Raw genomic sequence first — 25,812 nt, 5'->3', positions numbered from 1 at the left:
ATGGACGTCCAGGACATCCTCGAGGCCGTCTTCACCTTCGACAACTACGCGCAGCTGCTGCCGCTCGTCCGCAACTCCCTGATCGCCGGAGCGGTGCTGGGCGTGCTGGGCGGGCTCATCGGGACGTTCGTCATGATGCGGGACCTCGCGTTCGCGGTCCACGGCATCGCGGAGCTCTCCTTCGCCGGGGCCGCCTTCGCGCTCCTCGTCGGTGCGAACGTCGTCGCCGGTTCCCTCGTCGGATCGGTGCTCGCCGCCCTCGTCCTCGGGCTGATGGGCATCCGTGCGCGCGACAGGAACTCCATCATCGGCGTCGTCATGCCCTTCGGGCTCGGCCTGGGTATCCTCTTCCTCGCCCTGTACGAGGGGCGCGCGGCCAACAAGTTCGGCCTGCTCACAGGCCAGATCGTCTCGGTCGACGACGTGCAGCTGAACCTGCTCCTGGGGTGCGCCGTCGTGGTCATCGTCGCGCTGATCGCCATCTGGCGGCCGTTGACCTTCGCCAGCGCCGACGCCGATCTCGCAGAGGCCCGCGGCGTACCCGTGCGGGGACTGTCGATCCTCTTCATGGTGCTGCTGGGCGTCTCGGTGGCCCTGTCCATCCAGGTCGTCGGCGCGCTCCTGGTCCTCGCCCTGCTCATCACGCCTGCCGCCGCGGCCCTGAAGGTCACCTCGGCACCGGGGCTCGTCGTGCTCCTCAGCGTGGTCTTCGCCTGCACCTCCGTGGTGGGAGGGATCCTGCTCGCGCTCGGAGGACGGATCCCGATCAGCCCCTACGTGACGACGATCTCCTTCGCGATCTACCTGGTGTGCCGCCTGGTCGGGTCGCGACGCACCGCCCGCAGGTCGCGGAGAGCAGTCCTGTCGTCCGGGAGAGTCCGAGCTGCGGGAGATGGGCGGCAGGGAGCCTGAGCTAGGGCTCCTGGGTCCGGTCCGGCTGGCTGACGGCGTCCGCGATCGCCTGCTCCATGCTGCGCAGGAAGCGGGTGACGGTCTCGGTCTCCTCGCTGGTCAGGGAGTCCGCCGCGGCCAGGACACCCCGCTTCTCGATGTCGAAGGCCGTCCGGAAATCGTCGGTCGCCTTGTCGCCGGGCTCGAGGAGGACGGCGCGACGGTCCACGGGATGACGTCGCCTGCGGATGAAGCCGGCCCGCTCGAGCCGGTCGATCACCAGGGTGGTCGACGCGCTCGAGATGCCGAGGGCGAGGGCGAGGTCCTTGGGGCTGGCGCCCTGGTCCCGCTGCCATACGCCGAGCAGGTGGCGGAGCGCTCCGAGGTCCGTCTCGTTGATGTTGAGCCGTTGGCTCAGGCGGCGGCGAAGGCCGCTCTCCACCGTCCGGTAGGCCCTCAGGGCATTGAGGACGTCGACACCCGTCGCGGCCTGCCCGGTCCCGCCCTCGTCGGACGGGGGATACCAGTAGCCCGCTCCCTGCCGTGCCTCCGAAGGTTTCATGCCTACATCTTAGACCAACTAGTAGTCAATCTATCTAGGTAAGCCGGGACATTTCCGCGACGGCGCTCAGGCCTGGTGGGCGGCCGGGGTGGGAGAGGGGAACTCGAGGGTCGTCATGGCGACACCCAGGGCGGCGAGGAACCGCGCGATGGTGCGGCATTCCTCGGGTGAGAGGCCGCCGGCGATCGCCATCATCCGCTCGTGCAGGATGCCCATGGTCGAGCGGACCTCGTCATCGGTCGCGGCCGTCGGCCAGATCTCGATCACACGGCCGTCCGTCGGGCTCCGCCGCCGTTCGGCGTGACCGCTCTTCTCGAGGCGGTCGACCAGGACGGTCGTGGCCGCGGTGGAGATCTCGAGCTCGCGTGCCAGTGCGGCCGCGCTGAGCGGATGCCCGGACCGGCCCGCGTGCAGCATGAGGCGCAGCGCCGTCATGTCCGTCTTGCCGAGGTGCATGGAATCGCGGCTCCGGCCCCGCATGAAGCCCTCCGCGTTCCGGTAGCGCCGCACGGCGTCGACGAGTTCATCGACCTGGCCGGCGCGGTCGCTCGGGGAGCCGGCGGGCGTCGGGTCCGCCTCGGACGGGGTGGAGCTGTCGGAAGACATCACCCCTCCAGCGTAATCGACGGCACCGACGCCGTCAGGGCCTCCGGGACGGGAGCGGGGCTCCTTGTCGGGGGCGAGCCCGCGGGGCTGCGCCTCCGAGGTCAGGATCGTCGTGCCGCCGTGCAGTCGGGGCACAGCCCGTGGATCTCGACGGTGTGCGCCGCGTCGGTGAAGCCGTGCTCCGCGGCGATGCGCGCGGCCCACTGCTCCACGGCCGGCGCCTCGATCTCGACGGCCTTCCCGCAGTTCCTGCACAGCAGGTGGTGGTGGTGGTGCTCGACGGCGCAGCGCCGGTAGACGGCCTCGTTGTCACCGTTGCGCAGGACGTCCACCAGGCCGTCCTCGGCCATGGACTGGAGGATGCGGTAGGTCGTCGCGAGCGAGACGGACTCGCCGCGGTCGTGCAGCAGCCGGTGGAGTTCCTGCGTGCTCACGAAGTCGTCCAGCTGGTCGAGCGCAGCGCCGACGGCGACCCGCTGCCGCGTGACGCGCTGTTCGGACCCCTTGCGCGCCGGTGTCTCCTGCTGGGCGGTGGGTCCTGCCGGTGGAACTGCCTCGGATGTCGTTTCAGGCGTCATGTCATACCCTTTCCGCGGGCACTCGGAGGCCCTGGACCAAGGTCAAGATTATCAGCGCTGCCGCCGGTAGTCTGGGCCCATGCTGATGACCAAGTTCTCCCATTCCTGCGTCCGGCTCGAACAGGACGGCTCCGTGCTCGTGATCGATCCGGGGACGTTCTCCGAGATCGAGGAGGCCCTCGCAGGTGCCTCGGCCGTCCTGGTCACGCACGAGCATCCGGACCACATCGACGTGGACCGGGTGGTCGCGGTGCTGTCGGCCGACCCCTCGGTGGAGCTCTGGGCGCCGCAGGGTGTCGCGACCGCCGTCACCGAGGGCCTGGGTGACGCCGCGGGGAACCGGATCCACTCCGTGGCGGGGGGCGAGGAGTTCTCGGCAGCGGGCTTCGGCGTGCGGACCTTCGGCGGCCAGCACGCGCTGATCCATCCCCTGATCCCGGTCATCGCCAACGTCGGATTCCTGGTGGGAGCGGTCTACCATCCGGGGGACGCCTTCATCGTCCCGGACGGCGTGGACGTCGGCACGCTCCTCGTCCCCGTGCACGCGCCCTGGTCGAAGCTGGCCGAGGTGGTCGACTTCGTGGCGTCGGTCCGTGCGCCCCGCGCCTTCCAGATCCACGACGCCCTCCTGAACGAGACCGGTCTCGGCATGGTGGAGGGCCACGTGACGCGCCTCGGTTCGCGCTACGGCACGTCCTTCCGCCACCTCGCGGTCCGCGAGACCGTCGAGGTCTGACGCGTCAGGCGACGGATCCCGTCGCCGGCCACCTGCCCGACGAGAAGAAGCCCTCGAGGATGCCCAGCGCAGGCGTGGGGTCCAGGCCCTGCCGGGCGAGCCATACGTCGTCGTCGTACGTGGCGGCGTAGCGGCTCCCCGAGTCGCACATCAGCGAGACGATGCTGCCCGTGCGGCCGTCGGCGATGAGGTCGGCAACGAGCTGCCAGACACCCCACAGGTTCGTGCCGGTGGACGGCCCGGCATGCAGGCCCGTCAGGGTGCGCAGGTGCCGGGCGGCCGCGACGGACGCCGCGTCCGGGACACGGATCATGGTGTCGATCACGGACGGCACGAAGCTCGGCTCGGGGCGCGGCCGGCCGATCCCCTCGATGCGGGACGGCCGCCCCACGGGTCGCGACCCGGGCTCCGCCCACGCGGGATAGAACGCGGAGTTTTCCGGGTCGACGACGGCGAGGCGGGTGGGGTAGCGGTGGTACCTGAGGTGGCGCCCGATCGTCGCGCTCGTACCACCGGTCCCCGCGCCGACGACGATCCACTCCGGCAACGGATGGGCTTCGAGTGCGAGCTGACCGAAGATCGATTCGGCGATGTTGTTGTTCCCCCGCCAGTCCGTGGCCCGCTCGGCGAAGGTGAACTGGTCCATGTAGTGGCCGCCGGTCTCCTGCGCGACGGCCTCTGCCGCGGCGTAGACCTCGGAGGCGTGCTCCACGAAGCGGCACGTCCCGCCGTACTGCTCGATCAGCGCGATCTTCTCCGGGCTCGTGGTGCCTGTCATGACCGCGATGAAGGGCAGGCCGAGGAGCTGGGCGAAATAGGCTTCGGACACCGCGGTCGAACCGCTCGAGGCCTCGACGATCGTCGTCCCCTCGGTGATCCAGCCGTTGACGAGGCCGAACAGGAACAGGGACCGGGCGAGCCGGTGCTTGAGGCTGCCGGTGCGGTGGGTCGATTCGTCCTTGAGGTAGACCTGCACGCCCCAGTGCGCGGGGAGGGGCACGGCGAAGAGGTGGGTGTCGGCCGACCGGTTGGCGTCCGCCTCGATGCGCTGCACGGCGTCGTCGGACCAGACTCTGGCGGCGGCGGGGAACCTGGACATCCGGCCAGCCTACAAGCTGTCGCGGGTCCACGACGGGCGCTGCCGGGAAGGTCCTTGGTGTCGGGACCGCCGTGTGGTGGACTGGCGTCCATCAGGACCGGGCGTGGCCACCACCGCGATCCGGTCACCCGTCCCGACAGGAGATCTCGATGAAGACTCTGATGGATGTGCAGGAACTGCAGGACCGGATGACCTCCGGCGCGCAGACCCTCCTGCTCGATGTGCGCTGGGCCCTGGGCGACCCCCATGGCCACGAGCACTACCGCGCGGCCCATATACCCGGCGCCGTGTACGTGGACATGGAGACGCAGCTGTGCGCGCCCGGCGGGCCCGGTCTCGGCCGCCATCCGCTGCCCGCCGCCGACACCCTGCAGGAGGCGGCCCGCCAGTGGGGGCTCAACGACGGTGACACGGTGGTCGCCTACGACGAGTCGGGCAATCTGGCGGCGGCGCGCCTCTGGTGGCTCCTGAGGGACGCCGGCTTTCCCTCGGTCTGCCTGCTCGACGGCGGCCTGACGGCATGGCGCGCAGCCGGATTCGACGTGGAGGGCGGGGAGGAGCGGCACTGCGTCGGCTCCGTCCGGCTGTCCGCGGGCCATATGCCCGTGGTCTCGATCCCCGACCTGCTCGAACCGGCAGACCGCGGCCTGCTCCTGGATGCACGCGCCGGGGAACGTTACCGTGGCGAGTCGGAGCCCGTGGATCCGCAGGCCGGCCACATCCCCGGGGCCGTCAGTGCGCCCACGGCGGACAACCTCCGTGACGACCGGCGCTTCCGCCCGGCCGAGGAACTGCGGCGGCGCTTCGGTGCGCTCGGCGCGGACCGCGGACGTGTCGCGGTGTACTGCGGCTCGGGCATCACCGCAGCCCACGAGATCGCGGCCCTCGACATCGCAGGCATCGACGCCTCGCTGTTCCCTGGCTCCTGGTCGCAGTGGTCGACGACGGCAGGGCTTCCCGTCGCGACGGGCGCCTGATCCCCGCGATGCGCCGGCGGCCGGCCCGCGGCGGGCCGGTCTGGCCCGCCGCGGGACGGCAGGGTAGCGTCGGAGCATGAACCCAGGACGTCCCGTACCGCCGCCCCTGCGCGGCGGCGTCGCGCTGACCTCCGGGCCGGCGCTCGGCGACGTCCCGTCGGACGAGGCCCCAGGAGGATCGATGAGCACGCTGTTCACCCGGATCATCAACGGAGAGGTCCCCGGCCGCTTCGTCTGGCAGGACGACGACGTCGTCGCGTTCCTCACGATCGCCCCGATCACCCCCGGCCACACGCTCGTGGTGCCGCGCCGGGAGATCGAGCACTGGCTCGAGGCCGATGCCGGGACGCTCTCGAAGGTCATGGCCGTCGCCCAGAGGATCGGGAAGGCCCAGGAGGAGGCTTTCGGCGCGCGGCGCGTGGGGGTCCTGCTCGAGGGCTACGAGGTGCCCCATCTCCACGTCCACGTCTGGCCGACGCAGTCGCCGAAGGACTTCGACGTCAAGCGGGTGGACCTCGCGCCCGATCCCGCCGCCATGGACGGAGCCGCGGAGGCCCTGCGCGATGCCCTGCGGACGGCCGGCCACGGAGCGAACGTCCCCGACTGACCGGGCGGGCACGACGCCGTCGCGGGACCTTCCCGACCCGGGGGTCCGGCCCCGTACCTCGAGCGCCCTCGGGCGGCTCGAGGCCGCGCGGCACTCCCGGCTCGTGCCGTCCCTCGACGGGCTGTCGCCGACCCCTCCTACCGCGCGGCGGCGAGCGCCTCGTTGAGGGCCGTCCGCACCCGCTTCTCGGACACCGAGTACGCGGTGCCGAGGTCCTGGGCGAACAGGCTGACCCGGAGTTCCTCGATCATCCAGCGCACCCGTGCCAGCGAAGCGGGCCGGTGTCGTCCCGCGGCGAGCGACGCGACGGCGTCGTCGTACTCGTCCTCGAGGCGCTGGATGACGGCCGTGGCGAGCCCGTCGCGCTGCACGTTCGTCGGGAGCTTCTCGAGCCGGACCTCGATCGCCTTCAGGTAGCGGGGCAGGTGGGCGAGCTGGGCGTAGCCCGTCGCGGCGACGAAGCCGGGGTGGACGAGGTGTTCGAGCTGGCTCCGCACGTCGTTGAGGGCCGTGATCAGGGCGAGGCTCGTGGTGCCCCGCAGCTGCTTCTGGAGGCGGCGATGGCTCGAGAGCACCTTCTCCACCGTCGCCGTGACCGTGAAGACGGTGTCGATCAGCTCGGCCCGCACCTCCTCGTACAGGCGGTTGAAGGCCTCCTCGGTCCAGGGCAGCTCCTCCGGGACGAGCTTGTCGATGGCGGCCAGCGAGCAGTCACGGATGAGTTCGGCGACACTGCCGTGGGGGTTCTGGCTGAACGTGAGCTTCTCGGTGTTGCTCAGGTGCTCCAGGACGTACTTGGCGGGGCTCGGGATGCGCAGCGACAGAAGCCGGATGACGCCCGCCCGCATGACGGTCGACTGCTGGCCGGCGTCCGGGAAGACCTTCAGGCCCACCGACGTGCCCTCGTCGACGACGGCGGGGAAACCGGTGACGCGGTGGCCGCCGATGGTGCGGGACACCTCGCGCTCGATCGTGCCGAAGGCCCACGTGGTCTCGCCGGTCCGCTCGGCCACCGCGGGTGCCTCCGCCACGGCGAGGCCGCCGCGGGCCGGTGCCCCGCCCGGGGCGGCCTGTCCGCCCCGGGCGGCGGCGTCCGCGGATCCGGCGTTCCGCGCGGCGCCGCGTCCCGCATGGTCGGTCCTGCCGTTCCGGCCGGCGGGTGCGGTGGCGGCCTTTCCCCGCCCACCACGGCCGGGTCCGCCCGCGGGTCGCGTGCTGCCCGGGGTGGCGCCCAGTGACTGCGCGATGGCGCGGCTCACCGCGGGCGCCAGGGACTCCTTGAGCGCTTCCAGGTCGCGGGACTCGTCGAGCACGCGGCCGTCGGCGTCGACGATGCGGAACATCATCAGCAGGTGCGGGGGGACCGCCGACCAGTTCCACGACCCCGGCGGGACGATGTGCCCGCGCAGGCGCCGCAGCGCGAGTTCGAGGGACGCCTCGAGGTCGTCCTGCGCCGGGTCGAAGTCGGCGGCCAGGGCGGCGACGGCGGTACGGGCGACGTCGGGCGCCGGCACGAAGTTCTTCCGCACCTGCTTCGGCAGCGACTTGATGAGCGCCGTGACGAGTTCCACGCGCTGGCCCGGGATCTGCCAGCGGAAGGGCTTCGGGTCGAGCTGGTTGAGGAACAGGGCCGGGATGGTCACCGTGACGCCGTCGTGGGCGCCCGGTGTCAGGGGCGAGAACTCGTAGGCCAGGGGCAGCTCGAAGCCCGCCTGGTGCCACACACTCGGGAAGGCCGCCTCGTCGAGCTCCGCGGCGTCCTCGCTGAGGAGTTTCTCCGGATCGAAGTCGAGCAGGTCCGGCTGGTCCTGGCGCGCGGTCTTCCACCACGAGTCGAAGTGGCGCTCCGAGACCACCTCGGTGCCGATGCGCTGGTCGTAGAACTCGAAGAGCGTCTCGTCGTCCACGCGGAGGTCCCGCCGTCGGAGGCGGTTCTCGAGCTCCTCCACCTCGGCGAGGCGGGCCTGGTTGCGGCTGAAGAACGTGTGGTGCGTCTTCCAGTCGCCCTCGACGAGGGCATGCCGGATGAACAGCTCCCGTGCCACCTCCCGGTCGATCCGCCCGTAGTTGATGCGGCGTTGCGGCACGATCGGCACGCCGTAGAGCGTGACCTTCTCGTACGCCATGACCGAGCCCATCTTCCTCGACCAGTGCGGCTCGCTGTAGGTGCGCTTGACGAGGTGCGGCGCCACCTGCTCGGCCCACAGTGGGTCGATCCGGGCGACGACACGCGCCCACAGCCGCGAGGTCTCCACCAGCTCGGCGGCCATGACCCAGTCGGGCGACTTCTTGAACAGCGCCGAGCCGGGGAAGACGGCGAAGCGGGTCCCGCGGGCACCGGCGTACTCCCGCTTGCGCTGGTCGTAGAGGCCGATGTTGCTCAGCAGCCCCGAGAGCAGGCTGATGTGGATCTGCTCGTGCAGCCCGACCGGGTCCACGGGACCGGCGGGCAGGGTGATGCCGAGCGGCTTCGCGAGCTGGCGCAGCTGCTGGAAGAGGTCCTGCCATTCCCGGACGCGCAGGTAGTTGATGAACTCCGCCTTGCAGAGCTTCCGGAACTGCGTGGAGGACAGCTCATCCTGCTTCTCCTGCAGGTACCGCCACAGGTTGAGGTAGGCCGTGAAGTCCGAGTTCTCGTCCACGAAACGCTTGTGCTTCTCGGCGGCCTGCTGCTGCTTCGCCGGCTGGTCCGCCGAGGGCCGCTCGCGCGGGTCCTGGATGGTCAGCGCGGCGGCGAGGACCATGACCTCCTTCACCGAGCCGCGCGAGCCCGCCTCCACGATCATGCGCCCGAGGCGGGGGTCCACGGGGAGCTGCGCGAGCTTGCGGCCGACGGCGGAGAGGCCACCGTCGTCCTTCAGCGCCCCCAGTTCACGCAGCAGGGCGACGCCGTCGTTGATCGCCTTGGTCTCGGGCGGCTCCACGAAGGGGAATTCGGCGATGTCCTTGGGACTGCGCGTGACACCCATCGCGGCCATCTGGAGGATGACCGCCGCGAGGCTCGTCCGCAGGATCTCCGGCTCGGTGAAGGGCCTGCGCGAGGCGAAGTCCTCCTCGGAGTAGAGGCGGATCGCGATACCGTTCGAGACACGTCCGCTACGGCCGGAGCGCTGGTTCGCCGACGCCTGCGAGACGCGCTCGATCGGCAGCCGCTGCACCTTCGTGCGGTGGGAGTAGCGGGAGATGCGGGCGGTCCCCGTGTCGATCACGTACTTGATGCCGGGTACGGTCAGCGACGTCTCGGCGACGTTTGTCGCGAGGACGATCCTGCGGTGGCTGCCGGTGGGACGGAACACCCGGTGCTGCTCCTCGAGCGAGAGCCGGGCGAACAGGGGCAGGACCTCCGTGCCGCGCAGGCGGGCCGTGGACTGGATCCGTGCCCGGAGGGCATCGGCGGCGTCGCGGATCTCGCGCTCGCCGGAGAAGAACACGAGGATGTCCCCGGGAGCTTCGAGCGAGAGCTCGTCCACGGCGTCGCAGACGGCATCCAGCGGGTCGCGCTCCTCCTCGAGCTCGCTGTCCGCGCCGCCGTCCCCGTCGTCGAGCCCGCCGGGCGGCTGGTCGAGGGGCCGGTACCGGATCTCGACGGGATAGGTGCGCCCCGAGACCTCGATGATCGGGGCGGGGGAGGTGTCCTCGACGGCGGCGTCGGCCGCGAAGTGGGCGGCGAAGCGCTCGGGGTCGATGGTGGCCGAGGTGATGATGACCTTGAGGTCGGGCCGTTCGGGCAGGATGCGCCGGAGGTACCCAAGGATGAAGTCGATGTTGAGGCTGCGCTCGTGGGCCTCGTCGATGATGATGGTGCTGTACTTGCGCAGCATCCGGTCGTGCTGGATCTCGGCGAGCAGGATCCCGTCCGTCATCAGCTTGATCTTCGTCTTCCGGCCCACCGACCCGGTGAAGCGGACCTGGTAGCCGACCTCCTCGCCGAGGTCCACCTGCAGTTCCTCGGCGATGCGCTCGGCGACCGTACGTGCCGCGAGGCGCCGCGGCTGGGTGTGGCCGATCAGCCCGTGCTCGGCGAGGCCCAGCTCGAGGCACATCTTCGGGATCTGCGTCGTCTTACCGGACCCGGTCTCGCCGGCGATGATGGTGACCTGGTTGGCCGCGATCGCGGCCATGATGTCTGCCCGGCGTTCCGAGACGGGAAGGTCCGCGGGGTAGGAGATTGTCAGTGCCATAGTTGCCTGCCAGTCTAGTTGCTCGCACCCGGCGGCAGGCGGGCGTTCACTGAGGGCAGGCCTCCGTCACTCGTGGGCGTCGGCCCCGGAGCGGACACCGGTCGCAGCGGAACGGCGCAGTCGCTCGGCCACGACGAGCGCGCGCTCGCGCATCTCGGCGGGCTCGAGGACCTCGAAGTCGATGTCCCAGCTCGCGAGGTAGGCCAGCGGGAAGTCGAGGGAGTCGAAGCCTGCCCGGAGGAGCGTGTGCCCGTCGCCGTCCGCCTCGAGCGTGCCGGTGCTCGACGGGACGCGCGCCTCGAGTTCCGCCAGGGGCGCGGAGAACCGGATGACCGCGTCGTACGAGTAGGGCGACCGCGTGATGGACTCCTGGACGTAGGCCGCGAGGTCCGCGGCGGGCAGCGGGCGGGGCGCGAAGCGGTCCCTCGCCACGGGGACGCTCTGGCAGCGGTCCACGCGGAACGTGCGCCAGTCCTCCCTCGAGCGGTCGAAGGCCACGAGGTACCAGCGCCTGCCCGTGTCGACGAGGCGGTAGGGCTCGACGATCCGCCGGGACGATTCGCCGTCGTGCCGGTCGTAGCGGAACGCGACGCAGCGCCGTTCCGTGATGGCCGCCGAGAACGCCGTGAGCACCTCGGGATTGACCGGCGTGCTGGCCGCCGCCATGCGCGTCACCGCGGACCGGAGGCCCGAGAAGCGCGGGCGCAGGCGGGGCGGCAGGACCTGTTCGAGCTTCGTGAGGGCGCGGACGGACGCTTCCCCGACCCCGGAGACGGGGCTGGCCGTCACCGCCGTCAGCCCGATCGCGACCGCGAGCGCCTCGTCGTCGTCGAGCAGGAGCGGCGGGAGCTGCGCGCCGGCGCCCAGCTGGTAGCCGCCGGCCACGCCGGGGGAGGCGTTGATCGGGTAGCCCAGGGTGCGCAGTTTCCCGATGTCCCGGCGGACGGTGCGTTCGGTGACATCCATGCGCTGCGCCAGGGCCGGTCCGGTCCACTCCCGCCTCAGCTGCAGGAGCGAGAGGAGCTGCAGCAGGCGGGCCGACGTCTCGATCATGCCGCAACGGTACAGCGACCTGCGGACAGGTGCTGTCCGCATCACGCGTGGTGCGGGGAGCGCCTCCGCCGGGTGTGCGGCCACGTCCTGCCTCGGGTCGTGCCCTTCCTCACCCGCTGTCCCGCCGGCTGCAGGACCAGCCACAGCATCCACCCGGCCAGGGCGGCCGTTCCCACGAGGACCGCGAGGAGACTGGGTGCGGCGTCGTCCACGAGCAGCGCCAGGGCGGCCACGGGCTGCGCTGCCGCCTGGATGCGGAGGAAGGACAGGCCCAGCTCGGCGAGGGCGGTCCTGCTGATCCAGCCGTGCAGGGGCAGTGGCAGGAGCAGGAGGTAGAGGACGAAGACGGCGTGCAGTCCGGCCACGAAGACAGGGAGCCACAGTGACCCGGCAGGCACGTTGACCGCGTAGGCCACCACCAGGAGCAGGAGGGACAGCGAGACAGGCCCGATCGACGGGGCCACGGCCGCACCCGCCGCCACGACGACGGGCAGCAGGACCCACGCGGAACCGTTCCAGACGACACCCCCCAGCAGGACCGCGGCGAGGGCCGTGGCGCACCGCACCAGCCACAGGGGGACGAGCCCCTGCCGGTCGGGCACCGCCGGGACGCCGCTCCGCGCCCGGCGCCGAGGGATCACGGTCCCCTCCAGGCGGTGCTCCGGCCTCCGCGCCGGTCGGCCTGCCGAACGAGCAGGCGGAGGCCTGCGTCGAGACCCGTGTCGGCCCCGGGATCCGGGTCGGGAGCCGCAGCGGACCCGTCGCGGCCGGTGTCCACCCCTGCCGCCGCCATCCCGCGGAACACGGGGATGCCCCCGTGCCGCAGGTCGTCGAGCAGGAGGCGACGGCGCAGGAGGGTGAGCCGTACCGCCAGGGACTGCGCCGTCGTCGACTCCGTCCTGTGGAGCGGCGGCACGCAGTCGACGCCGGCGACGAGGTGCCCCTGGGCCTGCCACAGGCGCAGGAGGCGGGCGGGCTCCTCATCGAGGAAGGCGGAGAACACGACGACGACGGCACCCTGCGGAGGGACGGGGTCGCGTCGCCGTCGCCGTCGCGGCACCACCGACGTTCCGGCCAGGCGGGTCCTGACCTGCTCCAGGTGCCGCGCACCCGCGGCCGAACGCAGGGCCCGTCGGGTACCCGACAGGTCGGCGAGCCCCACGCGGTCGCCGACCGCCAGGTAGGACGCCGCCACCGTCGCCGCGGCGGTGCGCGCCACGTGGAGGGATGCCGGGGCAGTGCGCGGCGGATCAGCGACGAACCAGTCCCCGGTCGACGCCGGAAGGTCGTGGGCCTGGTCGACGACGAGGAACACGGATGCCTCGGCATCGGCGAAGGTCCGGCGGACCATGAGCCGGTCCTGGTCGGCCGATCGGCGCGCGGTGGCCCGCCAGTCGATCCGCCGGAGCCGGTCACCCGGCTGCAGGGGTGCGATGGACCGCAGCTCCCCGCCCTCGCCGGGGCGCCTCGACGCGTGGGTCCCCGCGAGGCCCACGAGGCGTCGCGAGGCTGGATGCGCGAGCAGTGGTCCCACCGGCGGGAGGATGCCGACCCGGACCGGGGCGGCCTGCGCGAAGCCCGTCGCGTCCGAGAGGTCTGCCCGGAAGCTCGCCGCGCCGTACGCCAGGACCTCGAGCTCCCCGGACGGCGGTGCACCCACGAGCACCGGGCACTCCTCGTCCGACCGCAGGACCAGTGCGTCCGGCCGGCATCCCGCCGCGGCCAGCGTGGTCGCGACGAGCCGCTTCTGCGCGGGCTCCGCCTCCTGCTGCGGTGCGAGCAGGAGGCGCAGGCGCGAGCCCCGGCCCTCGGCGTGCCGCTCCACCGTGATGCGGGCGGGTGGGCCCGCGCCGACGCGCATCCCGGTACGGCCGGACAGGGCGAGGAGTGCGAGCGGCGTGGCGAGGGCGACCGTGTCCGCCCGGCCCGACACGAGTCCGGCCACGACGCAGACCAGGGTGAGGACCACGGCCAGGGCCCAGACGGGGGACCTGCCGTCCCGGCCGCTGCTAGCCATGCGGCGCGGTCGACGGGGTCGGGATCTCTGCCAGGACGTCCCGCACCACCGTCTCGGCAGCAACGCCCTGCGCCCAGGAGGACGGCGTCAGCGTGAGCCGGTGAGCGAGGACGGCGACGGCACCGTCCTTCACGTCCTCGGGAAGGACGAAGTCGCGGCCGTCGAGCACCGCGAGGGCGCGGCCGAGCAGCACGAGCGCCTGGGAACCACGGGGCGAGGCGCCCACCTCGACGGCGGGGTGGCTGCGCGTCGCTGCCGTGAGCCGCACCGCGTAGTCGATGACGTCGTCGTCCACGCCCACGGACTCGACGGCCGCCTGCAGGCGCAGCAGGCCGTCGGCCGTCGTGACGCTCTCCACCCGCGTCTCCTCCTGGCGGCGCGAGATCCTGCGCGCGATGATGTCCCGCTCGCCTGCCGGGCCCGGGTAGCCGAAGCGCAGGCGCACCAGGAAGCGGTCCAGCTGCGCCTCCGGCAGCGGATACGTGCCCTCGAACTCGATCGGGTTGGACGTCGCGAAGACATGGAAGGGCCGCCGGAGCGGCAGTGTGGTGCCTTCCGCGGACACCTGCGCCTCCGCCATGGCCTCGAGGAGGGCGGACTGGGTCTTGGGTGATGTCCTGTTGATCTCGTCGGCGAGGAAGAGGCCCGCGAAGATCGGGCCGGGCCGGAACTCGAACTCCCGCGTGGCGGGGTTGAAGATCGACGAGCCGGTCACGTCGGAGGGCAGCAGGTCGGGCGTGAACTGGAGCCGGCAGAACTCGAGCCCGAGCGCCTGCGCGAGGGTCTTCGCCGCGAGGGTCTTCCCGAGGCCGGGCAGGTCCTCGAACAGGACGTGCCCGCCCGCGAGGACGGCGGCGAGGGCCAGGCGTAGCGGATCCTCCGCGCCGACGACGACGGACCCGGTGCGGTCGAGCACCCGGCGTCCCACGCGCGCGGCCTCGAGCGGATCCCCGTCCCCGGGATCGGCGGTACCGCCTGCCGCACCGGTCAGGTCGGCGTTCCGGGCTGTCATGGTCTCTCCTCGTGCCGGGCGGCCGGAAGGGCGGCCGCGGATGGGCGGGCGTGCGTCCGGGAGCCTGTCGACGTGGCTGCGATCCGGTCCAGCTCGTCGAGGAGGGACCGGATCTCGCGGTGCGTCAGGGTGGCGGGCCGTGCCCGCGTGAGGAAGGTCTCGAGCCCCGTGCTCCTCGGGACGTCCGGCCGCGCCGCGGCCAGGGACGCCGCGACGGCGTGCATCTCGAGGACCGCCCGCGTGCCGGGATCGGCGGACGAGAGCGAGAACTCCAGCGCCTGCAGGTCCGCGAGGCCCCGGGCCTGCTCGGGCAGCGCCGGCAGGGTGGGGCGGGGGAACTCGATCGCTTCGAGGAGCCCGTTCGCGACACCCGCGGCGAGGGCCGCACCCACGAGGACGACCGCGTGGCGATCGTCGAGGCCGAACAACCAGCAGGCGACGATCGCGAGCACGATCAGGACCCCGGTGACGGCCCACGCGGACGATCTCACGGTGTCACCGCGGGCCGGGATGCGAGCGCGGCGGAGAGCTCTCCGACGGCGGCCACGGCCAGCTCGCGGTCGGCGGGGCCCAGGGGGAGGGACGGCCGGGCGCCGCGTGCCTGCCCGAAACGGGCGCGCTGGTACAGGCGGTTGAGCGCGACCAGCGGCCGGGCGGGAAGATCGAGCGAGGCAGCTGCAGCACGGGCGAAATCCGTCGAGGTCTGTGCCGGCCCGCGCCGCACGCCTGCCGCGGCGCACAGGCGTTCGAGGTCCAGCCAGCACCGGATGACGGCGTCGGAGGTGTCGGTATCGCCGGTCAGTGCGGCACGGAAGGCCTCGGTCCAGGCGGGAAGGGCATCGGCGGGCGGTGCCGGCGTCGCGGGTGGTTGAAAAGCTACCTGGTCCACCACGCGGTCCTCCGCCGTCTGTCCCGTGCGGAACCGCAGCAGGTACCGCACGAGCAGCGCCAGTGCGGCCATCGTGACGAGCAGGAGGGCCGCCACCGCGAGGTCGCCGCCGATCACCAGGCGCTCGCCGTCCCCGGGCAGGATCTCCTCCTGCGCGGTCGCCGACGGCGACGGAGCCACCAGTGGGCCGGAGGGGATGGCGGGAGCGTCCAGCACGGGACGGGCCGAGAGATCCCCCATGGAAGCGGCAGCGAGGACGGCGAGGACGAGCACGAGGACCGTGAGCACCGCGGGGACGCGGTCCGGCCGGGGCCGCTGCGGCTCACCGTTCGTCCCCACGTTCCCCCCGCCGGTAGGTGCTGGTCCGGCCCCGGGGGCCGCATCCTGTGGAGCCTACCAAAACAGAACCGCCGCCGGCCTGGTGGCCGACGGCGGTGGACTCTGCGTGAGTCGTGTGTGCCCTCGATAGGATTCGAACCTACGACCTTCTGCTCCGGAGGCAGACGCTCTATCCCCTGAGCTACGAAGGCGGACACGGGAACTCCCGTACCCGTTAGGGACTCGTAGAGCTTATCAGGTGGCGGTCGGGTCGGGAAAACGCTCGTCGGTACCGACCGCGTCGCCGCCCCGTCCGGGTGTCAGTAGCCGAGGAAGGCATCGGTCCGGATGCGGGCGACGCCGGCCCTGCGTACCTCCGAGCGGATCCGCCCGAGGAACGCCGGCGACCCCGAGGCGAGCACCCTGCGTTCGGCGAGGTCCGGCACCGCGGCGAGGAGGGTGTCCGAGGTCGGCTCGGCGCCACCGTGGATCCACCGTTCGGGGAGTGCCGGCGCGGGCCCCGCCGTGGGCATGAACAGCACCACCCGCGTGCCGAGCTCGAGCAGCTCGTCGCGGAAGGCGATCTCCTGTTCGCTCCTGACCTCGTAGGCGAGGACGACGTCGCGCTCCTCGCCGCGCGCGGCGAGGTCGCGCAGCTGGCTGATGAAGGGGGTGATCCCGATCCCGCCCGCGGCGAGGAGCAGGGGGACCGACGGATCGCGCGGGAGGCTGAAATCGCCGCCCACGAGTGTCCCGGTGATGCGGGCCTCCTTCGGCAGCTCGAGGAGTGCCTTCTTGAAGGAACTGCCCGATGCGGTGGTCCGCAGGCCGAAGGAGAGGGCTTCCCTGTCCTGCGGGGCGGAGGTGATGCTGAAGATCCTCCGGCTGCCGCGGCTGTCCGCGCCGCGGTGCGGCATGGAGAGCTCCATGTACTGCCCTGCCCGGAAGCGCACGGGGCGGGCGGGTTCGAAGACGAGCTCGGTGCTGGTGGGTGTCAGCTGCCGCGATCCGGCGAAGGACAGCCGTACGCCGCGCCGCTGGCCCATGAGGAACGCGACGGCGTTGCCGATCAGGAGGGCGAACTCCGGGCCGAGGAAGACCGGTCCGACGGACAGCTGGAGCGCGAAGACCGCGGCGACGGTCCCGGCGAACAGCCACTGCTGCCAGCGGAGCGGAGGCAGGGTGAGCGGCTCCGTCATCATGAAACCGAGCAGGAACAGGACGGGGTACGACGTCAGGACGAGCTGCAGTCCGGTGCCCGGTGTCATCCCGGACCGGGCGAGTCCGTAGAGCAGGATGCCGACCGCCACGAGCAGGAAGACCGCCCCCATCGGGAGCTTCCGCGTGCGGTACAGGAGGAGCGCGGCGCCCAGTGCGACGACGGGGAGCATGTAGGGGTTGGCGACCCACCAGGCCGCGGCACCCACGCCGAGCAGGGTGGCGACCACGGCACCCGTCGCCGCGGGGTTGAAGATGTGCCGTCCACGGAAGGCCAGGAGGAACTTCGACGCACCGGCGGCGATTCCGGCCGCGAGGATGCCGCCGAGCCCGGACGCGGTGCTCGAGGGGAACATGATCAGGAACACGATCAGTCCCGTGATGAGCGACGAGTCGGTGTGCGGACGCAGCCGCAGGATCAGGGCCATCAGTCGGGTCCCGATGATCGTCCCGCCGACCGCGGCCACGAGCGTCCCGCCGAGCTCGGCCGGGGTGTAGGCGAGGAGGCCCGTCAGCGACAGCGCGAACGCCTCCACCGTCAGCACCAGGAGCAGGATCAGCGTCAGCCGGTACATGGTCATGCGGCCCAGCAGGCCGTCGAGTGCTGCGGTCATGAGAACAGGGCTCCTGCGAGGGGGTCGGAATAGCGGGCGCGTCCGTCCGAGTACATCAGGACGAAGTCGAAATCGAAGGTTCCGGCGAGGTCCGCGGGGTCCGCGACGAACAGGGCGGTGCACAGGCCGTCGGCTGTCATGGCGTCCTCGGCGAGGACCCAGGTGGCGACGACGGAGTCCACGGTCCGGCCCGTCCGGGCGTCGAGGACGTGGTGCAGGCCGTCCCCCCACACGCGGCGGTTGGCGGCCGAGGCGCACAGCGCTCCGGCGCCCAGTTCCACCGTCCCGATGGCCGACGACGGATCGTAGGGGTGCTCGAGGCCGACGGTGATGGTGCCGGCGCCTGCCCGCCGCATGTCGCCGCTGGCGTCGACGACCACGTCCTCGTGGCCGGCAGCGACGAGGGCGCCGAGCATGAGGTCCACGAGCTGGCCCTTGCCCGCGGCCCCGACGTCCAGGAGGGCCGGCTCGAGCAGCGTGACGCCGTCGTCCGTCCACTCGAGGACGTCCTCCCAGGCCCGCGCCGGTGCCGGCGCCTCGGAGGGGACGAAGGAGTAGGCGGCGTCGTAGCCCTGGGCGGCGAGCCGCTCACCGACCAGGGGGGAGACGCCGCCGCCGGTGAGGTCGTACAGCGAGCGCAGAAGCCGGCCGAGGGGCGCCCCGTGGCGGGGCAGGGCGAGCCGTCCTCCGGTCCGCGCCAGCGCCGTGATGCCCGAGTCCTCCCGGAACCGCGAGTAGACGGCGTCGTACTCCTCGGCGAGTCGCAGCAGCCCGGACCTCTGCTCCGGTGCCAGGGGCGAGGCGCTGTCCACGCGCCACCGGGTGCCGATCGCGTCGAAGCCGAAGGTGTCCGCCACGCCGATCGGCCTAGAGCCGGGCCTCGCTCTTGATCTTGCCGGTCGCCTCGTTGAAGCCTCCGCTGGTCAGCGAGGACCCGGCCACCTTGTCCACGGAGAGCTCGTCGAGCTTCTTGCCGACGATCGCGTCGGAGATCCCGCCCGCGAAGCGTCCCTGGTACGTCTTCGTGGTCGGGTTGTCGGGCATCGGCTCGACCTCCACGGCTGTGACGACGTCGGCCTCCAGCGTGAGGGTCACCCCCACCTCCTCCGGACCGGCGGGGGACTGGTAGGAGCCGTCCTGGGTGTAGGTGCCGTCCTTATAGACCTGGCCACCGGTTCCGGCCCCGCCCGGAGTCCCGGGGTCGGCGGGTGCCGCCGACCCGGCGTCGGGGTCGCCGGCCGCGGACGTCGTAGGAGCAGCGGCGGGTGCCTCGTCGGCAGGTGATCCGGCCTCGGCGCCGGCGCAGCCCGTCACGCCGAGGATCGAGACGGCGGCGAGAGCGGTCAGCACCCGTTGGTGGATGGAGAACTCCGAGCGTCCCCGTGTTCCGGTCGGGGATGTCTCCGTCAGGCCTGTACTGGTCATGTGGTTGCTCCTGGTGATCGCCGGGCGGAACGCCCGCGCCGAAGAATTGGTTTAAACCGAAAGTAACGCGTCCGTACCGTTCAACGTCCTATTGCGGGATTCGTTTCTGCGCGCGCCGGAGACGGGCCTCGCAGGCCTGCTCGGGCCCGTGCCCCCTGCGGAGGCGGCGCATCCTCCGAGCCGACATGGGCCGCGTCACGAAAATCAGGGTGCCGGGGACGGCGCCGCTATGCTTGACGGGTGACTCCCGAAGAACTCTCTGCCGCTATATCCGCATGCCTGAAGGCCGCCGTCGAGGCGGGTGACCTCAGCATCGACCTCCCCTCCGAGGTGCGGGTGGAGCGACCGAAGAACCGGGAGCACGGCGACTGGGCGACCAACATCGCCCTCCAGCTCGGCAAGAAGGCGGGCATGAACCCGCGGGCCTTCGCCCAGCTCCTGAGCGACCGCCTCGCCGCGATCGATGGCGTGAAGAGCGTCGACATCGCCGGTCCGGGCTTCCTCAACATCACGCTCGACGCCGGGGCCGCGGGCGAGCTGGCCCGCACGATCGTCGAGGCCGGCCCCGCCTACGGCACCAACGAGGCACTCGCGGGCCACACCATCAACATGGAGTTCGTATCGGCCAACCCGACGGGTCCGCTGCACCTCGCCCACACGCGGTGGGCCGCCCTCGGTGATTCCATCGCGCGCGTACTCCGGGCCAGCGGTGCACAGGTGACCACGGAGTACTACATCAATGACGCCGGCACCCAGATGAACAACTTCGCAGCCTCCGTGCTTGCGACCATCAAGGGCCGACCGACGCCGGAGGGCGGTTACCCCGGCCAGTACATCGCCGATCTCGGCCGCTCCGTCCTCGCCGACCGCCCCGAGGTCGCGGACCTGGACGACGACACCGCGCTCCCGATCGTGCGCGCCCTCGCCTACGAGGCACAGATGGCCGACATCAAGGAGACGCTGGCGGACTTCGGAGTGCATTTCGACGTGTTCTTCTCCGAGTCCGCACTGCACGACGGCGGCGCCGTGGAGCAGGCTGTCGACCGCCTGCGCGAGCAGGGCCACGTGTTCGACGAGGACGGCGCCGTCTGGCTCCGCACGACCGACTTCGGCGATGACAAGGACCGCGTCCTCATCAGGGCCAACGGCGAGCCCACGTACTTCGCCTCCGACGCTGCGTACTACCTCTCCAAGAAGGACCGGGGCTTCCCCGAGAAGATCTACCTCCTCGGAGCGGACCACCACGGCTACATCGGTCGCCTCAAGGCCATCGCGGCCTGCGCCGGCGACGACATGGAGGAGAACATCCAGGTCCTCATCGGCCAGATGGTGTCCGTGAACGGCGCCCGGCTCTCCAAGCGCGCCGGCAACATCATCGAGCTGCGGGACCTGCTCGACTGGCTCGGCAAGGACGCGTTGCGCTACTCCCTCGGACGGTCGCCGGCCGACTCGGCCATGTCCATCGATCCCGAGCTACTGCGGAAGAACACCAACGAGAACCCCGTGTTCTACGTGCAGTACGCCCACGCCCGGACGCACGCCGTCGCGCGCAATGCGGTGTCCGCAGGAGTGGATACCAGCACCTTCGACGCCGCGTCGCTCGCCCACCCCACGGAGGGCGAGCTGCTGGCGGCGCTCGGACAGTTCCCCGGCGTCGTCGCGCAGTCCGCGACCTTCCGCGAGCCGCACCGCGTGGCCCGGCACCTCGAGGTCATCGCGGGGACGTACCACCGCTGGTACGACGCGTGCCGGGTCGCCCCGCTCGGCGACGCCGCCGTCGAGGACGTGCACCGCTCGCGCCTGTGGCTGAACAACGCGACGCAGCAGGTCCTGGCGAACGGCCTGGACCTCCTCGGCGTGTCCGCGCCGGAGAGGATGTAGCCGTGGCCGCCGAAGCATCCCTGCTCGCCCCGGAGTGGCTGTCCGTTCCCGAGCACCCGGCCCGGCTCGACGCCAAGCTGTGGGCCGAGGACGTGGACCGCGGACCGGACGGCGTGCTGCAGGTCGACGGGATCCCCGTGACCGAGCTCGCCCGGCAGTACGGCACCCCCCTGTTCGTCATGTCCGAGCGCGATTTCCGCACCCGTGCCGCCACCTTCCGAGACGCGTTCGACGACGCCTTCCGTGACCTGTGCGGGGGAGTGGACGTGTTCTACGCCGGCAAGTCCTTCCTCTGCAGCGAGGTGGCGCACTGGGTCCGCGAGGAGGGCCTCGGACTCGACACCTGCTCAGGCGGGGAGCTCGCCGTGGCCCTGCGCGCCGGGATGCCGGGACACCGGCTCGGGCTGCACGGGAACAACAAGTCGGCCGCCGAGATCACCCGCGCCATCGATGCCGACCTCGGCCGGATCGTCGTCGACAGCCTGCAGGAGGTCACCCTGGTCGGCGACCTCGCCGTGCAGCGCGGCCGCAGGGCGAACGTCATGATCCGCCTGACGCCCGGGGTCCACGCGCACACGCACGAGTTCATCGCCACGGCCCACGAGGACCAGAAGTTCGGCCTGTCGCTCACCACCGAGCAGGGCCCGGGACAGGACGACGTGCAGGACGACGTGCAGGACGACGGCGCGTCGTCGCCCGCTGCCCGCGCGGTCGCCGACGCCCTCGCCCACCCGGGCATCAACCTCCTCGGCGTGCACTGCCACATCGGGTCGCAGATCTTCGAGCCCGAGGGCTTCGAACTCGCGGCGCAGCGGCTGCTCGGTTTCCTCGCCGGAGTGCGTGACCGGCACGGCGTCGAACTGCCCGAGCTCGATCTCGGCGGCGGCTACGGCATCGCCTACACCGAGGCGGACGAACCTCGGCCGGCAGCGGAGATCGCCCGTGCGATGGCCGCCGTCGTCGGATCCACCTGCCGCGAGCTGGGGCTGCGGGTACCGCGGATCTCGATCGAGCCGGGCCGCGCGATCGTGGGTCCCACCACCTTCACCCTCTACACCGCCGGCACCACGAAGACCGTGCGCGTGGACGCGGCCGCGAACGGATCGGAAATCGTCCAGGACACGAGCGTTACGCACCCGCGCCGTTATGTGTCGGTGGACGGCGGCATGAGCGACAACGCCCGTCCGGTGCTCTACGGCGCGGATTACTCGGCCGTGCTGGCCTCCAGGACGTCCGCAGCCGATCCCCTGCTCTCCCGCGTGGTTGGGAAACACTGCGAGAGCGGTGACATTGTGGTGCGGGACGTCTACCTCCCGGAGGACACCGGAGCCGGCGACCTCCTCGCCGTCCCGGGCACCGGAGCCTACTGCTGGGTGTTGTCGAGCAACTACAACTACCTTCCGCGCCCGCCTGTCGTGGCGGTGGCCGACGGGGCAGCCAGGCTCATCGTCCGCGGCGAGACCGAGGAGGACCTGTTCCGCAGGGACGTCCAGCGCGAACCCGCCGTACCCGTCCCGGATCCAGGAGCTTCACACACCGCATGAATGCACCAGCAACGACCCCCGCACCCCTGCGCGTAGCCCTGCTGGGCTGCGGCAACGTCGGCTCCCAGGTGGCCCGCATCCTCCTCGAGAACGCGGAGGACCTCGGCCGCCGCGCGGGCGCGCCCCTCGAACTCGTCGGCGTCGCCGTCCGCACCCTGGACGCGCGCCGCGACGTCGAGCTCCCGGAGGGACTCCTCACGACGGACGCGGAGTCGCTCGTCGAGGACGCCGACATCGTGATCGAGCTCATGGGCGGCATCGAGCCGGCCAAGTCCCTCATCCTCCGGGCGATCCGGCACGGGGCCACCGTCGTCAGCGGCAACAAGGCCCTCCTCGCGCAGGACGGGCCGGAGCTCTACGAGCAGGCAGACGCCGCCGGGGTGCAGCTGTCCTACGAGGCGGCCGTCGCCGGAGCGGTGCCCATCCTCCGGCCCATCCGCGACAGCCTGTCGGGGGACCGCATCACGCGCGTGCTCGGCATCGTCAACGGCACCACGAACTACATCCTCGACCAGATGGACTCCACCGGGGCATCCTTCGCGGACGCACTGAAGGCCGCCCAGGACCTCGGCTACGCCGAGGCCGATCCCACCGCCGACGTCGAGGGCCATGATGCCGCCGCGAAGGCCGCGATCCTCGCCTCCCTGTCCTTCCACACGCGCTTCGCCCTCGAGAACGTCCACTGCGAGGGCATCACGACCGTCACTGCCGACGACATCGCCGCCGCGACCGAGGACGGCTACGTGATCAAGCTGCTGGCCATCGCGGAGATGCTCACGGACGACGCCGGCGCAGCCGGGGTCGGCGTGCGCGTCCACCCGACCCTCCTGCCGCGGTCGCACCCGCTCGCAGCGGTCCGCGGCGCCTTCAATGCCGTCTTCGTCGAGGCGGAGAACGCCGGCGAACTCATGTTCTACGGTCAGGGAGCCGGTGGTACCCCGACGGCGTCGGCCGTGCTCGGCGACGTCATCAGCGCCGCGCGCCGCATGGTGCTCGGCGGTCCCGGCCGCACCGAGACCACCACCGGCCACGTCCCGCCGCTGAGCATCGACACCGTCCGGACGAGCTACTGCATCGGCCTGCAGGTCGCCGACCAGCCCGGGGTCCTGGCGCGCATCGCGCAGATCTTCGCCGAGAACGGCGTCTCCATCGAGACGATGCGCCAGCGCATCCACCAGGGCGGTGCCGACGGCGGCACCACCGCCGAACTGAGGATCGTCACCCACCGTGCCCCCGAGGCGTCGCTCGCGGCGACCGTCAAGCAGGTCGCGGCGCTCGACGTCATCACCGCCGTCTCATCCGTGCTCCGAGTAGAGGGAATCTAAGTGGCCCACCAGTGGCGCGGAGTCATCCGCGAATACGCCGAACGACTGCCCGTGACGGATGCGACCGAGGTCATCACCCTCGGTGAGGGCGGAACGCCCCTCGTGCACGCACGGCACCTGTCCGAGCTGACGGGCTCCACCGTCTACCTGAAGGTCGAGGGCATGAATCCCACCGGGTCCTTCAAGGACCGGGGCATGACGATGGCCATGACCGCCGCCGTCGCGGCCGGCGCGAAGGCCGTGGTGTGCGCATCGACGGGCAACACCTCCGCATCGGCCGCCGCGTACGCCACGCAGGCGGGCATCACGTGCGCCGTGCTCGTGCCGGACGGCAAGATCTCCATGGGCAAGCTCAGCCAGGCCATCGCCCACGGCGCCCAGCTCCTGCAGGTCAACGGCAATTTCGACAACTGCCTCGACGTCGCGCGGAAGCTCGCGGAGGCCTATCCCGTCTTCTTGGTGAACTCCGTGAACCCGGCGCGGCTCGAGGGGCAGAAGACCGCGGCCTTCGAGGTCGTCGACACCCTCGGCGACGCCCCGGACTACCACCTGATGCCCGTCGGCAACGCCGGTAACATCAGCGCGTACTGGAAGGGCTACAAGGAGTACGCGGCGCCCTACGCCTCCATGCACCATGGTGAGCTGCCCGCCGTCGCCACCCGGACGCCGATCATGTGGGGTTTCCAGGCGGAAGGCGCGTCGCCGCTAGTCAAGGGCCACCCGATCACGGAACCCGACACCATCGCCACCGCCATCCGGATCGGCAACCCCGCGTCGTGGGACTTCGCCGTCGCCGCCCGCGACGAGTCCGGCGGACTCATCGAGGCCGTGACCGACGAGGAGATCCTCGACGCGCACCGCTGGCTGTCCTCCCGCGAGGGCGTGTTCGTGGAGCCCGCATCCGCCGCAGGCGTCGCCGGGCTGATCAAGAAGCACGCCGAAGGGCTCGTGCCGTCGGGCAAGACGATCGTCATCACGGTCACCGGCCACGGCCTGAAGGACCCGCAGTGGGCGCTGCGCACGGCGGACGGCGCCGACGTGGAGCCCACGAAGGTGGAGTTCGACGTCGTCAGCGTCGCCGCCGCGCTCGGGCTCGAGGACTGACATGGCGGGTGTGCAGGCAGCACCTGCGTCGTCGGAGGTCTCGGAGGTCTCGGACTTCCCGGCCGTCGAGGCAGGCCAGGACGTGGTGGTGCGGGTTCCCGCCACCAGCGCGAACCTGGGGCCCGGCTTCGACACCCTCGGACTCGCGCTGGCGCTGCACGACACCGTGCGTGTCCGCACCACGACGTCGGGCTCGACGACGGTGCGCGCCACGGGGGAGGGGGCGGCCGGACTGCCCGCTGATGAGACCCATCTCGTCGCGAGGTCCCTGATCAGCACGCTGCACCGCGTGGGGCGGCGGGCGCCCGGGCTCGAGCTCGACACCGTGAACGTCGTGCCGCACGGCAGGGGCATGGGCTCCTCCGCCGCGGCGATCGTCGCCGGGGTCCTCGCCGGCAACGCCCTGCTGCCCGCGGACGAGCAACTGGACGCCGCGCACCTCCTGCAGTGGGCGGCCTCGATCGAGGGCCACCCGGACAACGTGGCCCCCGCGCTCGGCGGAGCCCTCGCCATCTCCTGGGAGAGCGGCAGGGCCTACCACACCACGCGCGTCGAGGTTCATCCGGACATCATCCCCGTGATCGCCGTCCCGGATCTCGCGCTGTCCACGGAGAGCGCCCGCGCACTCCTCCCGCCGTCGGTCTCCCACCACAGCGCCGCGGCGAATGCCGGCCGCGCCGCGCTCCTGGTCCACGCCCTCGGCGCTGATCCGTCGCTGCTGTTCCCCGCCACGCAGGACTCCCTGCACCAGGACTACCGCGCGCAGGCGATGCTCCCGAGCGCCACCCTCCTGCGAGGCCTCCGTGCGGCGGGATTCGCCAGCACCATCTCAGGGGCCGGACCGAGCGTCCTGACCCTGGCGGTGGGAGAGGCCGGTGCCCGTGCCGCCGAGGACGCCGTCCGGTCGCTCGTCGCACAGGGCGACACGCCCGCGTCCTGGCGGGTCCTCCGGCTCGCGGTGGAGCGGGAAGGTGCTAAAGTGGAGGTGCACCAGGGGTAGGAACGTCGGGCGAATCTTGCGTCTTGCGGGACTACCGTGTCTTTCACCAGACGCCATGTGCTTCTGTTGAGCTGGCCGTCCTCTTCTCTAGACCGCCGCGAAAACTGCAGGTTCCATCAGCAGCAGCACATCCTCCGGTGTAGCCTCCGACCTTATCTTTGTGCGTGCGGATCTC

At 71.7% G+C, this 25,812-nt stretch carries 23 protein-coding genes and 1 tRNA gene; 9 read left to right on the top strand and 15 right to left on the bottom strand.

Annotated features, from left to right (window positions below; translation table 11 throughout):
* Entirely contained in the window at positions 1-912 is a 912-nt protein-coding gene (locus AC0Z9V_RS04720; protein WP_133080874.1) for a metal ABC transporter permease, read from the top strand.
* A gap of 1 nt (position 913) precedes the next feature.
* On the opposite strand, the gene AC0Z9V_RS04715 is transcribed toward AC0Z9V_RS04720, so the two are convergent.
* The 3 genes from AC0Z9V_RS04715 to AC0Z9V_RS04705 all read right to left on the bottom strand — a co-directional run bounded on the left by AC0Z9V_RS04715 (position 914) and on the right by AC0Z9V_RS04705 (position 2,637).
* Complete coding sequence (locus tag AC0Z9V_RS04715; protein ID WP_208739952.1) at positions 914-1,453, bottom strand: MarR family winged helix-turn-helix transcriptional regulator; 540 nt, start codon at positions 1,451-1,453, stop codon at positions 914-916.
* Between the two features lie 66 nt (positions 1,454-1,519).
* The gene (locus AC0Z9V_RS04710; RefSeq protein ID WP_133080872.1) at positions 1,520-2,059 is read right to left on the bottom strand and encodes a MarR family winged helix-turn-helix transcriptional regulator; all 540 of its coding nucleotides are present in this window, start codon (positions 2,057-2,059) and stop codon (positions 1,520-1,522) included.
* A 101-nt stretch (positions 2,060-2,160) separates the two neighbouring features.
* Complete coding sequence (locus AC0Z9V_RS04705) at positions 2,161-2,637, bottom strand: Fur family transcriptional regulator (RefSeq protein ID WP_133080871.1); 477 nt, start codon at positions 2,635-2,637, stop codon at positions 2,161-2,163.
* A 79-nt stretch (positions 2,638-2,716) separates the two neighbouring features.
* Here AC0Z9V_RS04705 and AC0Z9V_RS04700 point away from each other — a divergent pair, with 79 nt between their 5' ends.
* Positions 2,717-3,373: an MBL fold metallo-hydrolase gene (locus AC0Z9V_RS04700; RefSeq protein WP_208739953.1), complete on the top strand. Its 657-nt coding sequence runs from the start codon at positions 2,717-2,719 to the stop codon at positions 3,371-3,373.
* A gap of 4 nt (positions 3,374-3,377) precedes the next feature.
* On the opposite strand, the gene AC0Z9V_RS04695 is transcribed toward AC0Z9V_RS04700, so the two are convergent.
* Positions 3,378-4,472: a PLP-dependent cysteine synthase family protein gene (locus tag AC0Z9V_RS04695; RefSeq protein ID WP_485140874.1), complete on the bottom strand. Its 1,095-nt coding sequence runs from the start codon at positions 4,470-4,472 to the stop codon at positions 3,378-3,380.
* A gap of 149 nt (positions 4,473-4,621) precedes the next feature.
* On the opposite strand from AC0Z9V_RS04695, the gene AC0Z9V_RS04690 reads away from it, so the two are divergent.
* A complete protein-coding gene (locus AC0Z9V_RS04690; protein WP_133080869.1) occupies positions 4,622-5,449 on the top strand; it encodes a sulfurtransferase in 828 nt (275 codons plus the stop codon).
* A gap of 181 nt (positions 5,450-5,630) precedes the next feature.
* Positions 5,631-6,056 (top strand): HIT family protein, encoded by a 426-nt coding sequence (locus AC0Z9V_RS04685; protein ID WP_485141277.1) that lies wholly within the window; start codon positions 5,631-5,633, stop codon positions 6,054-6,056.
* A gap of 137 nt (positions 6,057-6,193) precedes the next feature.
* Here AC0Z9V_RS04685 and hrpA read toward each other — a convergent pair whose 3' ends face one another.
* The 11 genes from hrpA to AC0Z9V_RS04630 all read right to left on the bottom strand — a co-directional run bounded on the left by hrpA (position 6,194) and on the right by AC0Z9V_RS04630 (position 18,783).
* The gene (hrpA, locus tag AC0Z9V_RS04680) at positions 6,194-10,237 is read right to left on the bottom strand and encodes an ATP-dependent RNA helicase HrpA (RefSeq protein WP_485140873.1); all 4,044 of its coding nucleotides are present in this window, start codon (positions 10,235-10,237) and stop codon (positions 6,194-6,196) included.
* 66 nt (positions 10,238-10,303) lie between these two features.
* Entirely contained in the window at positions 10,304-11,290 is a 987-nt protein-coding gene (locus AC0Z9V_RS04675; protein ID WP_133080867.1) for a helix-turn-helix transcriptional regulator, read from the bottom strand.
* A 41-nt stretch (positions 11,291-11,331) separates the two neighbouring features.
* Positions 11,332-11,931 (bottom strand): hypothetical protein, encoded by a 600-nt coding sequence (locus AC0Z9V_RS04670; RefSeq protein WP_485140872.1) that lies wholly within the window; start codon positions 11,929-11,931, stop codon positions 11,332-11,334.
* The gene (locus AC0Z9V_RS04665; RefSeq protein ID WP_485140871.1) at positions 11,928-13,307 is read right to left on the bottom strand and encodes a DUF58 domain-containing protein; all 1,380 of its coding nucleotides are present in this window, start codon (positions 13,305-13,307) and stop codon (positions 11,928-11,930) included. The genes AC0Z9V_RS04670 and AC0Z9V_RS04665 overlap by 4 nt, the downstream gene beginning before the upstream one ends.
* Positions 13,300-14,319 (bottom strand): AAA family ATPase, encoded by a 1,020-nt coding sequence (locus tag AC0Z9V_RS04660; protein WP_485140870.1) that lies wholly within the window; start codon positions 14,317-14,319, stop codon positions 13,300-13,302. The genes AC0Z9V_RS04665 and AC0Z9V_RS04660 overlap by 8 nt, the downstream gene beginning before the upstream one ends.
* Positions 14,316-14,810, bottom strand: coding sequence for a hypothetical protein (locus AC0Z9V_RS04655; RefSeq protein ID WP_485140869.1), 495 nt, complete (start codon positions 14,808-14,810; stop codon positions 14,316-14,318). Before AC0Z9V_RS04655 ends, AC0Z9V_RS04660 begins: the two co-directional genes overlap by 4 nt.
* Complete coding sequence (locus tag AC0Z9V_RS04650) at positions 14,807-15,547, bottom strand: DUF4129 domain-containing protein (RefSeq protein ID WP_485140868.1); 741 nt, start codon at positions 15,545-15,547, stop codon at positions 14,807-14,809. Before AC0Z9V_RS04650 ends, AC0Z9V_RS04655 begins: the two co-directional genes overlap by 4 nt.
* A gap of 118 nt (positions 15,548-15,665) precedes the next feature.
* Positions 15,666-15,738: transfer RNA gene (locus AC0Z9V_RS04645), tRNA-Arg, on the bottom strand.
* A 108-nt stretch (positions 15,739-15,846) separates the two neighbouring features.
* A complete protein-coding gene (locus AC0Z9V_RS04640; protein WP_485140867.1) occupies positions 15,847-17,358 on the bottom strand; it encodes an FAD-dependent oxidoreductase in 1,512 nt (503 codons plus the stop codon).
* The gene (locus tag AC0Z9V_RS04635) at positions 17,355-18,215 is read right to left on the bottom strand and encodes an FAD:protein FMN transferase (protein ID WP_485140866.1); all 861 of its coding nucleotides are present in this window, start codon (positions 18,213-18,215) and stop codon (positions 17,355-17,357) included. The genes AC0Z9V_RS04640 and AC0Z9V_RS04635 overlap by 4 nt, the downstream gene beginning before the upstream one ends.
* 10 nt (positions 18,216-18,225) lie before the next feature.
* Positions 18,226-18,783 (bottom strand): FMN-binding protein, encoded by a 558-nt coding sequence (locus AC0Z9V_RS04630; RefSeq protein ID WP_459269112.1) that lies wholly within the window; start codon positions 18,781-18,783, stop codon positions 18,226-18,228.
* Between the two features lie 240 nt (positions 18,784-19,023).
* Here AC0Z9V_RS04630 and argS point away from each other — a divergent pair, with 240 nt between their 5' ends.
* Genes argS through thrB form a run of 5 tightly spaced genes read left to right on the top strand, consistent with a single transcriptional unit; the run spans position 19,024 to position 25,637 of the window.
* On the top strand, positions 19,024-20,664 hold the full coding sequence (gene argS / locus AC0Z9V_RS04625; RefSeq protein ID WP_485140865.1) for an arginine--tRNA ligase: 1,641 nt from the start codon (positions 19,024-19,026) through the stop codon (positions 20,662-20,664).
* 2 nt (positions 20,665-20,666) lie between these two features.
* Complete coding sequence (gene lysA / locus AC0Z9V_RS04620; RefSeq protein ID WP_485140864.1) at positions 20,667-22,208, top strand: diaminopimelate decarboxylase; 1,542 nt, start codon at positions 20,667-20,669, stop codon at positions 22,206-22,208.
* The gene (locus AC0Z9V_RS04615) at positions 22,205-23,533 is read left to right on the top strand and encodes a homoserine dehydrogenase (RefSeq protein WP_208741511.1); all 1,329 of its coding nucleotides are present in this window, start codon (positions 22,205-22,207) and stop codon (positions 23,531-23,533) included. Before lysA ends, AC0Z9V_RS04615 begins: the two co-directional genes overlap by 4 nt.
* Positions 23,534-24,637 (top strand): threonine synthase, encoded by a 1,104-nt coding sequence (gene thrC / locus AC0Z9V_RS04610; protein WP_133080856.1) that lies wholly within the window; start codon positions 23,534-23,536, stop codon positions 24,635-24,637.
* A gap of 1 nt (position 24,638) precedes the next feature.
* Positions 24,639-25,637, top strand: coding sequence for a homoserine kinase (thrB, locus tag AC0Z9V_RS04605; RefSeq protein ID WP_485140863.1), 999 nt, complete (start codon positions 24,639-24,641; stop codon positions 25,635-25,637).
* Positions 25,638-25,812: the final 175 nt, after the last annotated feature.

The organism is Arthrobacter sp. UYP4 (assembly GCF_057291175.1).
This window is presented reverse-complemented; position numbering and strand designations above follow the sequence as displayed.

Excerpts from the sequence above, each read along its gene's own strand:
- AC0Z9V_RS04720 (WP_133080874.1), top strand. The coding sequence starts at position 1 with ATGGACGTCCAGGACATCCTCGAGGCCGTCTTCACCTTCGACAACTAC.
- AC0Z9V_RS04715 (WP_208739952.1), bottom strand. The coding sequence starts at position 1,453 with ATGAAACCTTCGGAGGCACGGCAGGGAGCGGGCTACTGGTATCCCCCG.
- AC0Z9V_RS04710 (WP_133080872.1), bottom strand. The coding sequence starts at position 2,059 with ATGTCTTCCGACAGCTCCACCCCGTCCGAGGCGGACCCGACGCCCGCC.
- AC0Z9V_RS04705 (WP_133080871.1), bottom strand. The coding sequence starts at position 2,637 with ATGACGCCTGAAACGACATCCGAGGCAGTTCCACCGGCAGGACCCACC.
- AC0Z9V_RS04700 (WP_208739953.1), top strand. The coding sequence starts at position 2,717 with ATGCTGATGACCAAGTTCTCCCATTCCTGCGTCCGGCTCGAACAGGAC.
- AC0Z9V_RS04695 (WP_485140874.1), bottom strand. The coding sequence starts at position 4,472 with ATGTCCAGGTTCCCCGCCGCCGCCAGAGTCTGGTCCGACGACGCCGTG.
- AC0Z9V_RS04690 (WP_133080869.1), top strand. The coding sequence starts at position 4,622 with ATGAAGACTCTGATGGATGTGCAGGAACTGCAGGACCGGATGACCTCC.
- AC0Z9V_RS04685 (WP_485141277.1), top strand. The coding sequence starts at position 5,631 with ATGAGCACGCTGTTCACCCGGATCATCAACGGAGAGGTCCCCGGCCGC.
- hrpA (WP_485140873.1), bottom strand. The coding sequence starts at position 10,237 with ATGGCACTGACAATCTCCTACCCCGCGGACCTTCCCGTCTCGGAACGC.
- AC0Z9V_RS04675 (WP_133080867.1), bottom strand. The coding sequence starts at position 11,290 with ATGATCGAGACGTCGGCCCGCCTGCTGCAGCTCCTCTCGCTCCTGCAG.
- AC0Z9V_RS04665 (WP_485140871.1), bottom strand. The coding sequence starts at position 13,307 with ATGGCTAGCAGCGGCCGGGACGGCAGGTCCCCCGTCTGGGCCCTGGCC.
- AC0Z9V_RS04660 (WP_485140870.1), bottom strand. The coding sequence starts at position 14,319 with ATGACAGCCCGGAACGCCGACCTGACCGGTGCGGCAGGCGGTACCGCC.
- AC0Z9V_RS04640 (WP_485140867.1), bottom strand. The coding sequence starts at position 17,358 with ATGACCGCAGCACTCGACGGCCTGCTGGGCCGCATGACCATGTACCGG.
- AC0Z9V_RS04630 (WP_459269112.1), bottom strand. The coding sequence starts at position 18,783 with ATGACCAGTACAGGCCTGACGGAGACATCCCCGACCGGAACACGGGGA.
- AC0Z9V_RS04615 (WP_208741511.1), top strand. The coding sequence starts at position 22,205 with ATGAATGCACCAGCAACGACCCCCGCACCCCTGCGCGTAGCCCTGCTG.
- thrB (WP_485140863.1), top strand. The coding sequence starts at position 24,639 with ATGGCGGGTGTGCAGGCAGCACCTGCGTCGTCGGAGGTCTCGGAGGTC.